The sequence below is a fragment of the Cellulomonas chengniuliangii genome (assembly GCF_024508335.1).
Classification (GTDB): Bacteria; Actinomycetota; Actinomycetes; order Actinomycetales; family Cellulomonadaceae; genus Cellulomonas_A; species Cellulomonas_A chengniuliangii.
Window position 1 is genome coordinate 490,247 of the sequence record NZ_CP101988.1, and the last position, 15,124, is coordinate 505,370.

General features: G+C 74.2%; 11 protein-coding genes. 3 read left to right on the forward strand and 8 right to left on the reverse strand.

Annotation, left to right across the window (positions count from 1 at the left end; all coding sequences use genetic code 11):
• Window positions 1-43: 43 nt before the first annotated feature.
• The 7 genes from NP064_RS02345 to NP064_RS02380 all read right to left on the reverse strand — a co-directional run bounded on the left by NP064_RS02345 (window position 44) and on the right by NP064_RS02380 (window position 8,764).
• Window positions 44-601 carry a GtrA family protein gene (locus tag NP064_RS02345; RefSeq protein WP_227568120.1) on the reverse strand — a complete coding sequence of 186 codons (558 nt, stop codon included), beginning with the start codon at window positions 599-601 and terminating at the stop codon, window positions 44-46.
• A 174-nt stretch (window positions 602-775) separates the two neighbouring features.
• Window positions 776-2,620: a response regulator gene (locus NP064_RS16730; RefSeq protein WP_431355871.1), complete on the reverse strand. Its 1,845-nt coding sequence runs from the start codon at window positions 2,618-2,620 to the stop codon at window positions 776-778.
• A gap of 90 nt (window positions 2,621-2,710) precedes the next feature.
• On the reverse strand, window positions 2,711-4,960 hold the full coding sequence (locus tag NP064_RS02360; protein WP_227568119.1) for a TOMM precursor leader peptide-binding protein: 2,250 nt from the start codon (window positions 4,958-4,960) through the stop codon (window positions 2,711-2,713).
• Between the two features lie 56 nt (window positions 4,961-5,016).
• The gene (locus NP064_RS02365) at window positions 5,017-5,193 is read right to left on the reverse strand and encodes a hypothetical protein (RefSeq protein WP_227568118.1); all 177 of its coding nucleotides are present in this window, start codon (window positions 5,191-5,193) and stop codon (window positions 5,017-5,019) included.
• Between the two features lie 475 nt (window positions 5,194-5,668).
• Window positions 5,669-6,283 (reverse strand): response regulator, encoded by a 615-nt coding sequence (locus NP064_RS02370; RefSeq protein ID WP_227568117.1) that lies wholly within the window; start codon window positions 6,281-6,283, stop codon window positions 5,669-5,671.
• A 142-nt stretch (window positions 6,284-6,425) separates the two neighbouring features.
• Window positions 6,426-8,021 carry a sensor histidine kinase gene (locus NP064_RS02375; RefSeq protein WP_227568116.1) on the reverse strand — a complete coding sequence of 532 codons (1,596 nt, stop codon included), beginning with the start codon at window positions 8,019-8,021 and terminating at the stop codon, window positions 6,426-6,428.
• Complete coding sequence (locus tag NP064_RS02380) at window positions 8,018-8,764, reverse strand: response regulator transcription factor (RefSeq protein WP_255623546.1); 747 nt, start codon at window positions 8,762-8,764, stop codon at window positions 8,018-8,020. Before NP064_RS02380 ends, NP064_RS02375 begins: the two co-directional genes overlap by 4 nt.
• Window positions 8,765-8,913: 149 nt before the next feature.
• Between NP064_RS02380 and NP064_RS02385 the strand changes: the two genes are divergently transcribed.
• Both NP064_RS02385 and topA read left to right on the forward strand, forming a co-directional pair.
• The gene (locus NP064_RS02385; protein WP_227568115.1) at window positions 8,914-9,879 is read left to right on the forward strand and encodes a phosphatase PAP2 family protein; all 966 of its coding nucleotides are present in this window, start codon (window positions 8,914-8,916) and stop codon (window positions 9,877-9,879) included.
• A 113-nt stretch (window positions 9,880-9,992) separates the two neighbouring features.
• Window positions 9,993-12,806 carry a type I DNA topoisomerase gene (gene topA, locus NP064_RS02390; RefSeq protein WP_227568114.1) on the forward strand — a complete coding sequence of 938 codons (2,814 nt, stop codon included), beginning with the start codon at window positions 9,993-9,995 and terminating at the stop codon, window positions 12,804-12,806.
• 9 nt (window positions 12,807-12,815) lie between these two features.
• On the opposite strand, the gene NP064_RS02395 is transcribed toward topA, so the two are convergent.
• Window positions 12,816-13,964, reverse strand: coding sequence for a glycerol dehydrogenase (locus NP064_RS02395; RefSeq protein WP_227568113.1), 1,149 nt, complete (start codon window positions 13,962-13,964; stop codon window positions 12,816-12,818).
• A 140-nt stretch (window positions 13,965-14,104) separates the two neighbouring features.
• Here NP064_RS02395 and NP064_RS02400 point away from each other — a divergent pair, with 140 nt between their 5' ends.
• Window positions 14,105-15,109 carry a Gfo/Idh/MocA family protein gene (locus NP064_RS02400; protein ID WP_227568112.1) on the forward strand — a complete coding sequence of 335 codons (1,005 nt, stop codon included), beginning with the start codon at window positions 14,105-14,107 and terminating at the stop codon, window positions 15,107-15,109.
• The last annotated feature ends 15 nt before the right edge of the window (window positions 15,110-15,124 follow it).

The following is a 15,124-nucleotide window of genomic DNA, read 5'->3' on the forward strand; positions in this document are numbered from 1 at the left end:
CCCGCTGCGCAGCGGTGAGCCGCGAGGCCGGCGACCCTCGCGGTCAGCCGGTCAGGCGCTCCGTGCTGGCCGCGGGCGGCGCCCGGAACACCCAGTGCCGCAGCATGACGAACCGCGCCAGCGTGGCGCCCAGGTTGGCGGCGACCAGCACCGCCAGGTCGACGGTGGCGGACGCCTCGGGGGCGAACGCGTGGACCAGGGCCAGCGAGCCGGACGTCAGGCCCCAGCTCAGCCCGAAGATCAGCAAGCCCTGCCCGTGGTGCGTGGCGGCGCGGGCCCGGCCGTGGACCCCGAAGGTGACGCGCCGGTTCGCCGCGGTGTTCCCGACGGCGGTCACGAACAGCGCGACCACGTTGGCGATCTGCGCGCCCAGCGGTCCACGCAGCAGCAGGAACAAGGTCACGTAGGACGCCGTCATGACGGCGCCCACCATCGCGAACCGGATGAGCTGCCGGGCCAGGGTCGAGTGGCAGGCGGCGCGCAGGGCCTCCCGGGCGGCTCGCGGCGGCAGGCCGCTCGCGGAGGGGGGCGGCGCCTGCTCGCTCGGCGCGGGACCTTGCGGGCGCACGGGCAGCCGTGCCACCAGGGTCGACCCGGTCATGGTCTGACGACGCCCCACCGTGCTCCGGCTCCTCGATCGGTTGCGGCCCCGGGCACAGGCGTCGGCCCGTCCCGAGATCATGCCCAGCCCGGTGATCCGTCCTGCGGACCCCCGTTCCGGAGGGGGTGACTCTATCCCCGCAGGATGGGAGGTTGATGACAGCGGCGGAATCCCTTACAGCCAGCCGTTGTCCTGGGCGATCCGGATGGCGTCGACCCGGCCCCGCGCGCCGAGCTTGTCGACGATCGCCGACAGGTAGTTGCGCACGGTGCCCTCTGAGAGGAAGAGCCGCTGGGCCGACTCGCGGACCGAGCAGCCGCTGGCCACGAGGTCGAGGAGCTCCTGCTCGCGAGGCCGCAGCGGGTTGGCGCCCAGCCGGACGGCCGCCGCCGCGAGGTTCGCGTCGAGCACCTGCCCGCCGCTGGCCACGGTCCGCACCCCGTCGACGAGGGCGCGCGCCGACGCCGTCTTCAGCACGAACCCGCTGGCGCCCGCGTCAAGGGCCGACTTCACCGACCCCGGGCGCCCGACCCCGGTGAGGATCATGACGCGCACGCTCGGCAGCGCGCTCGCCAGGTCGCCCGCCACCGCGATCCCATTGCGCCCGGGCATGTCCAGGTCGAGCAGTGCGACGTCGGGCAGGGTGCGCTCCGCGGCGGCGAGGACCAGGTCCCCGCGGCCCACCTCTGCGACGACCTCGAAGTCGTCCTCCATGCCCAGCAGCGCGACGAGCGCGGAGCGGACGACGTGCATGTCCTCGGCGACGAGCAGACGGATCACGCGGTGACCTCCTCGGTCAGGGCTGGGTCGTCGGTGACCGGCATGGAGGCCTGCAGGGTCCAGGTGCCCTCGGGTCCCACCCGGGTGGACACCTCGCCCCCGGACGCGGCGACCCGCTCGTGCAGGCCGCGCAGGCCGTTGCCGCCCGGGGCGCCCCCGATCGGCACGCCGTGCGGAGAGGACCATGGCGCGTTGACGCGGCCGTCGCCGTCGATCCCCCGGGGGGCGGGGCAGCTCGATGCCGTCGTTCTCCACGGTCACCACCACCCGAGGCCCGACGTGCTCGGCGGTGAGCCGGCAGGTGGTGGCGCGGCTGTGCTTGAGCACGTTCGTGACGCCCTCGCGCACCACCCACGCGAGGGTGTCCTGCACGTGGTCGGGCACGGCGTGGGCGTCGACCCGCACGTGGCAGTCGATGCCAGCCTCTTCGAGCAGCTCGAGCCCGACGTCGATCTCGCTCTCGAGCGAGAGGTTCCGGTACCCCGTGACCAGCGCGCGCAGGTCGTCGCCGCACTGCGCGGCCACCGCGGCGATCTGGTCGAGCTCGTCGACTGTCTCCGTGTCGTAGCCGCGCTCGTGGTACCGCCGCGCCAGCTCGGTCTTCAGCACGATGGCGGCGAGCCCGCGGCCCAGCAGGTCGTGCAGGTCGCGGGACATCCGGAGCCGCTCGCGCAGCACCGCCGTGCTGACCAGCTCGGCGCGGAGCTGGTTGAGCTCGATGGTGATGCCGACCGTCCAGGCCAGCGCCGCGAGCACCCCCGAGGTCAGCAGCAGCTGGAGCGTCCCGTAACCGGTGACGACGGCGCTCTGCTGGAACACGAGCAGCGACACCGCGAGGTCGACGGCCAGGATGGCGAGCACCAACGGGACCGACCTGCGCCAGGGCAGCGCGGAGAGCGCGCAGGCGGCGAGCAGGCCCGCCGAGGCGCCCCAGGACGGGCCGACGACGATCACCGGCAGGTAGCAGACGGCGGCCAGCGCGCTGAGCGTCCACTTGGCGTGCGCGGGCCCGTGCCGGGTGAGCCGCAGGGTCAGGTGGTGGACCACGAGCATCGCCAGCGGCACGGACAGCAGCCACACGAGGACCGCGGTGGGGCTGCTCGTGTGCCGCACGGCTGTGACCGACAGCGCGGGGGCGGTGCTGAGGCAGACGGCCACCGCGTCGAGGGCGCGGACGGCAGGCCACCGTCGCCACAGCGCAAGGCGAGCGCGCCAGACGGACGACAGGGCGGGAACCATGACGACCCCCTCGCTCGTCGACGACCCGCGCGAGAGTCTAGTGACTCGGGCGCACGGCGGACAGGACGTCTGGCCTGGTGTCCGGCCCCATCACACGAAGAGCCAGACGGGGTTGAGCTCGCGGGGCCCGGGCGGGACCCACCCCAGCCGTTCTGGCACGTCGTGCAGGCGCCCAGGGCCAAGCCGCCGGTCGAGGTGGCGCAGGCCCGGGGCGAGGACGCGGGCGACGGGCACCCCGACCTCCGGCCGGGTGCTGTCGTGGGCGAGCACCTCGATCCGCTGCTCGCCGAGCAGCGCCACGACGGCCCGCACGTCGGCCGTCGCGTCGCCCGACGGCCGGATCCTCACCGGGCTGCGGGGCGCCTCGGCGTGCGGGCGCAGGTAGGGGTGGGCGCCGATCCGGGCCTCGGCCCAGAACGCGCGAGCCTCCGGGGGCGCCCCCGGTGCGTCGGTGTCCGGGCCTACCGCCAGCATCTGGTCGAGCTCGCCGAGCGCCCGCGCCGCCGCCGCGGCCATGTCGAGGTGGGCTCCGAACCCGAACACCACAGCCTCCTCGGGCGCGTCGACGCGCCTGCTGACGGCCGCGACCACCGGGATCCCCAGGTCGTGGGTGAGGTCGAGCAGCCACCACTCCCGACCGGCGCCCCGCACAGCGCGCTCGGTCCGGCGGCGCAGCCCGGGGTCGAGGATCGACGGGTCGAGCGCAGGCCGTGGGGAGCGCGGGTACCACCACAGGCTCACGGCGTCCCGCTCCACCAGCTCGAGGGCGCCGTGCAGCACCGCCTCCGGCCAGGTCGCCGCCGCGGCGCACCCGTTGGAGTCGGGCGCCCCGATGTCGGACGGCCCGGGGTGGCCGAACAGCAACGTCGACGCGGGCGCCCACCGCACCCGGCCCGTGGTCAGGGATCGCAGCGGCAGCAGGTCGACCTGCTCGTCGGGCCCCAGGCGCCGGGGGGCGTCGTCCTGGTCCTCGGAGTGCAGCAGCCACTCGGCGGGGTCGAGCCCGTCCGCTCCGAGGCGGCGAAGCGTGCCGCGCCGGGCAGGCTCGTCGCCGTGCCACGACACCGAGTAGCGCTCGACGGCCTCGCCGAGCGCCGAGGCGCGAGCCTGCGCGACGTCCGAGCCGCGTCCCATCGCGGGCAGGGTCGTCCAGCCGGCGCCGGTGCGGACCCGGTGGTGGACCTGCGCCACGTGGCCGCCGGTGGCCTGCACGGACTCCTGCAGAGCCGACACGATGCCTGCGCGGGGGTCCACGAAGGGCTCGAGGAGCGCGGCGAACTCGGCGGCGCCCAGGCTGCGGTAGCCGTGCGCGACATGCAGCGGGGTCGGCGTGAGGCGCGCCAGCTCGGGCGCCGCCTGGTGGTCGTCCCGCCGCGCGCCGCACCGGGGGCACGTGGGGAACCGGGTGAGCCGGTGGCGCATCGCAGCAGTCCCGCCCAGGTCGAGGACCACGAGCTCCCACCGGAGTGCCGCGCCGTGGGGAGTCTGGGCCTCCGGGGTGCTCAGCAGCCGGGTGAGCCGGTCGGCTGCCGCCATGCCGGCGGCGTGCTCGGCGTCGACCGACCATCCGAGCGACACGTCGTGGGGCGGGTCGCTCGTGGCGCCCGGCAGCAGCGAGCGGACCAGGCACAGCGCGCACCCGTGCCCGCCGCCCGCCGGGCTCGAGAGGTCGGCGCCGAGAAGGGGGCCGAGGCGCACGGTGTGCTGTCCCAGCCCGATGGGCAGCACCCGTGCCCCGGCGGCCAGTGCGACGTCATAGGCGGTGCGAGCCGCCCGGCTGGTGAGGTCGGCGGTGAGGACGACGTGCACGGGCGGGCCTGCGCCCGCCTCCGGCAGTGCCGGCGCCGCGGCGGCGAGTGCGGCGCAGAACCCGTCGCCGGTGGCGCCGCGGGAGTCGCCCGCCACGACGATCGTCACCAGGCACGTCGCGGGCGCCTCCGCGCGCGCGTCCGTGGGGGAGGGCGCCGGGCGTGCTGGCGACTCGTCGATGAGGACGACTCCCCGCGCGCGCAGCCGGGTCAGGGCTGACCACCACGCGGCGGCGGGTCGGGCCATTCCCGCCCGCGCCGCGCCTGCCGTGACGGCTGCCAGCAGGTCGACCACCGGGAGGGGCCGGCCGCGCGGATCGAGCTCGGCCAGCAGGGCCCGCTCGGTCACCGGCGTGACGACCTCGTGCAGGCCCTCCCGCACCAGTCGCACGGAGCCAGGGCGGGCCCAGTCGGGAATCGTCTGCCCTGCGGCCAGCCCTGGCGCGGCCGGCGCATCGACGGCGCTGCCCGAGGGCGGGCACAGGACGACCCCCGCGCTGTCCGCCAGAGCCACGACCGAGTCGCGGGTCATCGGGACGGGCACAGGGGCCGTCGTGCCGCCGGGAGCATTCCTCGCGGCGGGAGGTGTCACTTCGGGGCGAACTCCCCGGGGTAGAAGTGGCCGGGGACGCGGAGCGTGAACCAGTAGAAGGACTCGAAGTCCTCCACGTGGGCTGCGCCGGTCGCCGGGGTGGGCTCGGTGGCGCCGTCGAGCATCGTGTAGAGCTCGTCGAGCGTGGCTTCCGGGGTGGTGAGCGTCGGCATGTCGAGATCCCCTCTCGTGGGCGCCGGCGGCGCCTCGGGCCCCCACTGTCCTCGACGCCCCCGGCGCCCGCGTAGTGCGTTGCGCACCGAGCAGTGATGTGTTTCGCCCCTTGTGTGGCGTCCCACACGTGGCGAAACGGGCATCGACGTGGTGGACGCTCGGGCTCGTCGTGCGTTTCGCACTTTCTCGCCCGGAGGGCTTCCGTCCCTGCTCAGCGCCATTAAGTTGGCGGAATGCAGCGGCCGATGATCAGGGCATGGGCGCCGGGGGACGCCACGGCCCTGACAGTGGGCGTCGTCGCACGGGAAGCCAGGGGGACTGTCAGCCACGTGCGGCGGTAGATCGCCAGCAATCGGACGCGCAGGGGGAAGTCAGGGCGGGCGCCACAACGGGGCGCCCGCCCTGACTGCGTCCCCGGATGGCGGGAGACGGCGTGGAGGGACTCGTCGCGTCGAGCGCGAGAGAGGTGCGGGCCTAGACCCAGCCGTTCGCCCGGGCCTTCCGGCCGCCATCGACGGCGTCCCGGCCCCCCACTTTGCGGAGCGCCGAGAGCAGGTGCCGCTGCACCACAGACTGGGAGAACCCCAGCTGCGCGGCGGCGTCGGCGATGCCGCCGCCGCAGGCCATCCTGTCCAGCACCGCGGTCTCTGCCTCGTTCAGAGGGCTGTTCCGCAGCCGGTCGGCGGTCGTCTCGAGCTCCGCGCACAGGACCTGCTCGCCTGCTGCGGTGCGTCGGATCGCCTCGATCATCTGGCGCGGCGCCGTGTTCTTCAGCAGCATGCTGCCCGCCTTGGCGCTGAGCACCGGCAGCACGGAGGTGGGACGGCCCAACGTGGTCAGGAGCAGCAGGCGCACCGGCGGGTCCTGACGGTGCAGGGCCTCCGCGAGGCGCCCGGCGTGCGCGTGCGTGGCGTCCACCAGATCGAGGTCCAGCAGGACCAGGTCCGGTCGCCACGCGGCCGCGGCATCGACCAGGCCCTCGCAGGTGTCGACCTCGCCCACCGTGGAGATGTCGTCCTCGGTGGCGAGGAGCGCGCTCAAGGTGGTGCGGACCAAGCTGCTCTCGTCGGCCACGACGACGCGGATCATCTGCGGTGCTCCCCCCGGTGCGGGAGAGGGGCTCCCGCACGTGTCGAGTCTCTAGAGCAGGAGGCGGGCGGGCGAGTCCGTCCCGCACGTCCTGGACGTGCGAAACGCATGAGTGCCCAGATCGCCCGGCGTGGCGCCCCGGTCACGCGTCCTCGGGCGGCGCCAGGTCGGGCGTCGTGAGGGCGGGCAGCGTGACGGTGAATGTGGTGGCGCCCGGCGTGCCGTCCACCTCGATGCTCCCGCCGTGGGCCAGGACGACGGCGTGCGCGATCGCGAGGCCGAGCCCGGTGGACCCGCTCGCGTGGTTGCGCGACGCGTCTCCCCGCGTGAAGCGCTGGAAGAGCCGGGACCGCAGGGGCTCCTCGATCCCGGGGCCGTCGTCGCGGACGGTGACGCGCACCTGGCCGGCCGCGGCGTGAACGCCCAGCACCACCGTGGTGCCAGCAGGAGTGTGCTCCCGGGCGTTCGACAGCAGGTTCACCAGCACCTGCCGGAGCCGGTCCTCGTCGCCCCGCACGATCGGGGGCGTGGCGCCCGCCTCGTCCAGGTCCAGCCGCCACACGTGGTCGCGGCTCGCCGCGTGCGCGTCGGCGACGGCGTCGACGGCCAGCGCGGCGACGTCCACCTCGTGGTGCTCGAGGTCTCGGCCCGCGTCCAGGCGGGCCAGGAGCAGCATGTCCTCGACGAGGGCCGTCATGCGCTGGGACTCCGACTCGACCCGGCTCATCGCGCGGAGGGCGTCCGGCGGCAGCTCGTCCGGCAGCCTGCGCACCAGCTCGGCGTAGCCGCGGATGGACGCGAGCGGCGTGCGCAGCTCGTGGCTGGCGTCGGCGACGAACCGCCGCACCTGGGTCTCGGACTCCTGCCGCGCGGCGAGCGCCGCCCCGACGTGGCCCAGCATCTGGTTGAAGGCCGCGCCCACCCGCCCCACCTCGGTCGACGGGTCGGTGTCGGCGTCCGGCACCCGCTCGGCGAGCGTGACCTCGCCGCGGGACAGCGGCAGCTCCGCGACGCGGGTCGCCGTGGCCGCCACCCGGTTCAGCGGGCGCAACTCGCGGCCCACCAGCCACCAGCCCGCGCAGCCGGCGATGAGCAGTCCCAGGAGCGCGACCCCCACCTCGACCATGACGTACCTCTCGACGGTGGTGGCCGCGTCCCGGATTGACAGGCCGGTGACCACGACCTCCCCGCCGGGCGCCGTCGTGCCGATGACTCGGTAGCCGCCCAGGCCGGGCAGCGTCACCGAGACTGGCTCGCCGTCCAGGGGGGCCTCGGCCAGCACGTCCTGCTGTTCGGCGCTCAGCGGCTGGAAGTCCCCGCTGTCGTCGAAGTACCCGGCGACCACCTGCCCGCCCTGCTCGAAGTAGCTGAGCGAGCCGACGTCCTGCTGGCCGGGCAGCCGCAGCGACGGCGGGAGGCGCTCGCGGTCCTCCGGCCAGGTCGGGGCCGGTGAGCCCGGGTCCGGCGAGCCATCGTCCGGGGCGGGCGCGCGCCCCGGGCCGTCGATCCGGTCGGGGGCGCTCCTCGCGCGGGCGCTCGCGGCGACCAGCCGGTCGTCGATCTGCCCCAGCAGCGAGTCCCTGAGCGCCAGCGTGGACACGACGCCCATGACCGCCGCCACCGCCGCGGTCAGCGCCAGCAGCACCACGACGAGGCGCCGGCGCATCGTCCAGCGACGCCGGCCGGGACGGGCGCCGGGCGCCTCGCGAGCGGGCGCCCCGCCCGGCGCCGCGGTCACGCCGGCTCCGCGGCCTCGGCCGGCTTGAGCACGTAGCCCACACCCCGCAGCGTGTGGATCATCGGTGCGCGGCCGGCGTCGATCTTGCGGCGCAGGTAGGAGATGTACAGCTCGACGATGTTGGCCTGGCCGCCGAAGTCGTACTGCCACACGCGGTCGAGGATCTGCGCCTTGGACAGCACCCGGCGCGGGTTCCGCATGAAGTAGCGCAGCAGCTCGAACTCCGTGGCGGTCAGGCGGATCTCGTCCCCGCCGCGCCACACCTCGTGGCTGTCCTCGTCCATGCGCAGGTCGCCGACCGTCAGCACCGCCTCTTCGCGCTCGCTGACAGCCCCCGCCCGGCGCAGCAGGGCCCGCAGCCGCGCGACGACCTCCTCGAGGCTGAACGGCTTGGTGACGTAGTCGTCCCCGCCAGCAGTGAGCCCGGCGACCCGATCCTCGACAGCGTCCTTCGCGGTGAGGAACAGCACGGGCGTCAGCGGGTTGACGGCGCGGACGCGGCGCAGCACGTCGAGGCCGGACATGTCGGGGAGCATGATGTCGAGCAGGATGACGTCCGGGTCGAAGGACTTCGCGAGCTTCAGGGCCGCGTGCCCGGTGAGCGCGGTCTCCACCTGCCAGCCCTCGTAGCGCAGCGCGGTGCCGAGCAGCTCGGCGAGCGTCGCCTCGTCGTCCACCACCAGGGCGCGGATGGGCGAGCCGTCGCTGCGGGTCACGATGTCACGGGCGCCCAGGGTGCTCATGCCCCCAGCGTGCGCCGTCCGGCTGTGCCGCCCCTGATCGCATCCTGTGAGCCCGCTGTGGCCCAGCCCAGCCCGGGCCGCGGTCGGCCGCGCGCTTGCCGCAGGACGGCCGACGCACATCCCCGCGTGTCGTCGCCTACCGTTGTCGGGTGACGAACGCGAGCACCACCCGAGCGCTGCCGCGGGCCGAACGAGGCGCGCCGTCCCGGCTCGCGGGCGCCACCGGCCTTGTCGTGGCGGTGGTTTCGGCCGTCGGCGTCTGGGCGTGCTGGCGCCTGTTCGTGGACACCTGGGCCGGGCAGCAGGTCGAGTGGGCCGCCCTGCAGGGCGCGCAGAACTGGCAGGGCCAGCTGTGGCGGGTGGCCGAGCGCGTGCTCGACGTGGTGTCCGTGGGGTTCATCGCCGTGGTGCTGCTCGCGGCTGTGCTGATCGCGCTCGTGCGCCGCAGGTGGTCGCTCGCGGTCCAGGTGGCCGCGCTCATGATCGGCGCCAACGTCACGACCCGGGTGGTGAAGCTGGTGCTCCTGGACCGGCCCGACCTGGGGGTCGAGGGCACCTGGGGCAACACCCTGCCCAGCGGGCACACCACGGCGGCGGCCTCGATCTCCGCCGTCCTGCTGATGGTCGTTCCCCGGCGCATACGTCCCTGGGCCGCCGTGCTCGGCGCTGGCTACACCGCGGCCACCGGGGTCTCGACGCTGGTCGGGCAATGGCATCGGCCGTCCGACGTGGTCGCCGCCGTGCTGGTGGTCACGGCGTGGGCCGCTGTGTCGTGCTCGGTCGTGGCGCTGCTCCCCAGCACCCGCGACCTGTCCGCGCCCGCCGTGGCGCCCGGCTCGCGCGAGCAGCGGTTGACGCGCCGTGTCACTTGGGCGCTGGTGATCGTCGGGCTCGCCTCCGGGGCGGTGGCGCTCGTGGCGCTGCAGACGACATGGGCGCACCGGGTCGCGTTGGACTCCCGGGCCGACGTGCTCACGGCCTACCTCGGAGGCGCAGCGGGCGTGCTCGCGGCCAGCTGCCTCGCGTTCGCGTTGCTGCTCGCCCTCATGGGCGCCTCCACCGCGCCCGCCCGGGCGGCGGCGCCGTCGGAGTCGGCGCTTGACGAGACGTCGTAGAGTGCCCGAACGACGGATGCGCACCGCTGGCCCAGGGCCGGCCGGGTGCCTCCGCGCACGGGGGCCAGCTTCGGCATCTCCCGAATCCCAGAACATCGAGGAAGCAGGAACGTATGTCCGCAGGTCGCAAGCTCGTCATCGTGGAGTCGCCCGCCAAGGCACGCACGATCGCCGGCTACCTCGGGTCTGAGTACGAGGTGGAGGCGAGCGTGGGGCACATCCGTGACCTCCCGCAGCCCAGCGAGCTGCCCGCCGACATGAAGAAGGGCCCGTTCGGCAAGTTCGCGGTCGACGTGGACAACGGCTTCGAGCCCTACTACGTCGTCGACCAGGACAAGAAGAAGAAGGTCGCGGAGCTGAAGCGCCTGCTCAAGGACGCCGACGAGCTCTACCTGGCCACTGATGAGGACCGCGAGGGCGAGGCCATCGCCTGGCACCTGCTGCAGGAGCTCAAGCCGAAGGTCCCCGTCAAGCGGATGGTGTTCCACGAGATCACCCGGGAGGCCATCGAGCGCGCGCTGGAGAACACCCGCGAGCTCGACGAGCGCCTCGTCGACGCCCAGGAGACGCGCCGCATCCTCGACCGGCTCTACGGGTACGAGATCTCGCCCGTGCTGTGGCGCAAGGTCCGCCAGGGCCTGTCCGCCGGCCGTGTGCAGTCCGTCGCCATGCGGCTCGTCGTCGAGCGGGAGCGCGAGCGGATGGCGTTCGTCCCCGCCGAGTACTGGGACGTCACCGGGACCTTCGCCGTCGCGGACGAGGCGGAGCCCGACTTCGGCGCGCGGCTCGTGCAGGTCGACGGGCGCCGGGTCGCGTCCGGCCGGGACTTCGACGACCGCGGCCAGCTGAAGGCCGGCGGCCAGGACGGCGCCGTCCAGCTGGGGGAGGCCCTCGCCACCGCGCTGGCCACCAGCCTGGCCGATGCGCCCTTCGCGGTGCGCAGCCTCGAGACCAAGCCGTACACGCGCCGCCCCGCGGCCCCGTTCACGACCTCGACCCTGCAGCAGGAGGCAGGCCGCAAGCTCCGCATGGGCTCGCGGCAGGCCATGCGCACCGCGCAGTCGCTGTACGAGAACGGCTACATCACCTACATGCGAACCGACTCCCCGGCGCTGTCGACGCAGGCCATCGACGCCGCGCGCCGGCAGGCAGCCGAGCTGTACGGGGCCGAGTACGTGCCCGACGCGCCGCGCGTCTACACGTCCAAGAGCAAGGGCGCCCAGGAGGCCCACGAGGCCATCCGCCCCGCCGGCGACCACTTCCGCACCCCCGCGCAGGTGGCGAAAGAGCTCTCCGGGGACCAGTTCCGCCTGTACGAGCTGATCTGGAAGCGCACCGTCGCGTCGCAGATGGCCGACGCGCGCGGCTCGACGGCCTCCGTCCGCCTTGCCGCGACCGCCTCGCTGCCGGCCGACTCGCCCGCGGAGGGCTTCGCCGGCCGCGACGTCGAGGCGGTGTTCGGCGCCTCGGGCACCGTCATCACGTTCCGCGGCTTCATGGCCGCCTACGAGGAGGGTCGGGACACCGACCGCTACGACGAGGCCGAGGGATCGTCCCGGAAGGGCGAGGCGGACGCGCGCCTGCCCCAGATGGCGGAGGGCGACCCGCTGACCGCGAGCGAGCTCGAGGCCGGCGGCCACCGCACGTCCCCGCCGCCGCGCTTCACCGAGGCCAGCCTGGTCAAGGCCCTCGAGGAGCGGGGCATCGGCCGCCCGTCGACCTACGCCGCGACCATCTCGGTGATCCAGGACCGCGGCTACGTCACCAGCCGGGGCCAGGCGCTGGTGCCCAGCTGGCTCGCCTTCGCGGTGACCCGGCTGCTCGAGGAGAACTTCGACCGGCTGGTCGACTACGACTTCACCGCCTCCATGGAGGAGGACCTCGACGCGATCGCGGCCGGCAGCAAGGACCGGGTGGCGTGGCTGACCAGGTTCTACTTCGGTGACGGCGCGCCGCAGACGGGCGCGGTCACGGCCGTGGGCGAGGACGTGGGCGGGCTGCACGGCCTGGTCGCGAACCTGGGCGACATCGACGCCCGCGTCGTGAACTCGATCGAGATCGGCGACGGCATCATGCTGCGGGTGGGGCGCTACGGCCCGTACCTGGAGGACTCCGCGGCCACGGCCGAGGGCGGCGAGCCCAAGCGGGCCTCGGTGCCCGACGAGCTGGCCCCGGACGAGCTCACCGTCGAGAAGGCGCGCGAGCTCCTCGAGACCCAGCCCGAGGGCGACATCGTGCTCGGCCAGGACCCGGACACGGGCACGACGATCGTCGCGAAGAAGGGCCGGTTCGGCCCGTACGTCACCGAGCTGCTGCCCGAGCCCGAGCTCGACGAGGGCCTGTCGGCCGCGGCGAAGAAGCGGGCGCTCGCGGCGGCCCCCAAGCCGCGCACCGCCTCGCTGCTCAAGTCGATGCAGCTCGCGACGCTCACGCTCGACGACGCGCTCAAGCTGCTGTCGCTGCCTCGCGTGGTCGGCAAGGACCCGGAGTCGGGCGACGAGATCACCGCGCAGAACGGCCGCTACGGGCCGTACCTGAAGAAGGGCACGGACTCGCGGACGCTCCCCACCGAGGAGGCGATGTTCGACATCACCCTCGAGGAGGCGCTCGCGATCTACGCCCAGCCCAAGCGGGGCCGTGGCGCCACCGCGTCGGCTCCGCTGCGCGAGCTCGGCGAGGACCCCGCCTCGAAGAAGCCGGTCGTGGTCAAGGACGGCCGGTTCGGGGCCTACGTCACCGACGGCGAGGTGAACGCGACGCTCCGCAAGGAGGACGCCGTCGAGACCATCACGCTGGAGCGCGCCGCCGAGCTGCTCGCCGAGAAGCGCGCGAAGGGCCCCGCCAAGAAGCCGGCGCGCAAGCCAGCCGCCCGCAAGGCTCCCGCCAAGAAGGCTCCCGCGAAGAAGGCGTCCTCCTCGAAGGCGTGACCCCGGAGGTCAGTGCGCGCGGTGCGGCACGGGCTCCGGGAGCCCTGCCGCCGCGCGGACCTCGCGGGAGAAGGACTCGATCGAGCGCAGCGCGTCGACGAGCTCCGGCACGGTGATCGTGAACGGCATCGCGTGGATCGTCTCGCCCTCGGCGAGCGCGAGCTCCGCGACGCGGGTGAGGTCGTCCACGTCATCGGGGGACAACCCGATCTCGGTGAGGGTGTTCGGCAGGCCGACCCGCGTGGTGAAGAGCACGAAGTCGGTGATGTCGGCCGTGGGCGCGCCCTCGAGCATCAACTGGGTCACCGATCCGATGTTCACCTTCTGCCCGTGCATCAGGCCGTGGGTCTGCGGGGCGGCGGTGAGCCCGTTGTGGATGGCGTGCGCGGCGGCGAGCCCGCCGGACTCGAACCCCACGCCCGACAGCAGCGTGTTGGCCTCCACGACCTTGTCGACGGCCGGGGTCACCAGGTGGTCGCGCACCGCCCAGACGGCGGGCAGCGCGTACTCCCACAGCACGTCCCAGCAGAGCTTCGCGAGCGCGGTCCCCGTGGTGGTCGGCTGCCCGCCGGCCATCGTCGTGGAGCGGGCCTCGGCGACGGCGCGCGCCTCGATCCAGGTCGCGAGGGCATCCCCGACCCCGGCCACCAGGAACCGGGCGGGGGCGTTGGCGACGAGCTGCGTGTCGACCAGCACCAGGTCGGGGTTGTGCGGGAAGAACCGGTACTCCTCGAAGGCCCCCTCCTCGGTGTAGATGACCGAGAGGGCCGAGCACGGCGCGTCGGTCGACGCGATCGTCGGCACGCTCACCCAGCGGACGCCGGCCAGGTGCCCGGCCGCCTTGACCGCGTCGATGGTGCTGCCGCCGCCCACCCCGACGACCACGTCGGACCCCGTCTCGCGGATCCGCTCGGCGATGCGGTCGACCGCGGCAGCGGTGGCGTACACGCCGAACGGGTCACGGGTGACGGGCAGGCCGGCGCCCTCGAGGGAGCCCTGGACGGCGCCCTCGACGAGCCCCCACACGTCGTCGTCGGCGACGAGCAGGGGCGTGTTGCCGATCGCGGCGAGCTGCGTGCCCAACGACGCCAGGGCGCCGCGGCCCTGGCTGTAGCGCGACGGGCTGATGAAGGTGCGGACGGGCGACTGCGCGGACATGGGCTCTCCCCGGGACGGTGGATGACGCCGCAGACCCGTCCGTGACCCCCAGGTCGCGAGGCGGCTGGCGGCGGACCGGCGACATGTCCACGGTAGGCGCCACCGCTCGCCGGCGCAGGGTGAGCGCTAGGTTGGTCGCCATGTCACGCACCGAGGACCCGCGCACCGCACCTCCCATCCGCTGGGGCATCCTGGGCGCCGGCGGCATCGCCGGCGTCTTCGCCGACGCCGTCAACGCGCACACCCGCGCCCAGCTCGTCGCGGTCGGCTCCCGCAACCGGGACCGCGCCGAGCGGTTCGCCACCTCCCACGGCATCCCCACCACCCACGTGGGCTACCGCGACCTCGTCGAGGACCCGCAGGTGGACGTGGTGTACATCGCGACGCCGCACTCCGAGCACCTGGAGAACGCGCTGCTGGCCATCGCGGCGGGCAAGCACGTGCTCGTCGAGAAGTCGTTCACGCGCAACACCGGCGAGGCCGAGCAGGTCTTCGCGGCGGCCCGCGCGGCGGGGGTCTTCGTGATGGAGGCGATGTGGACGCGGTTCCTGCCGCACGTCGCCGCGCTGCACCAGGTGGTCGACGCCGGCGAGGTCGGCGAGATCGTCAACCTCACCGCCGACCACGGCCAGTTCTTCCCGTTCAACCCGACGAGCCGCTTGTTCGACCCTGCGCTGGCCGGCGGCGCGCTGCTCGACCTCGGGGTGTACCCGGTGTCCTTCGCCCATGACTTCCTGGGCGCCCCGGAGTCGGTGCACGCGACCGGAGCCCTCACCGAGACCGGCGTCGACGGGCAGGTGTCGATGGTGCTCACGTACCCGGGCGGCGTGCAGGCGACGCTGAGCACGACCCTGTGGGCCAAGACGCCCACCACGGCCACCATCTCCGGCACCGAGGGCTTCGTCGAGGTGGCGGGGTCGTTCTACACGCCCACCTCGTTCCGGGTGATCCGCCGCGACGGCCGCGTGTGGACGTTCGACCTGCCGGCCACGAAGGGCCTGCAGTACGAGGCGGCCGAGGTGGCCCGGCGGGTGGCCGCGGGCGACGTCGAGAGCCCGCTGCTCACCTGGGACGACACCCTCGCCGTGATGCGGACCCTCGACGAGGTCCGCGCCCAGGTCGGGGTGACGTACCCGGGAGAGTGACCCGCGGGAGGCGGC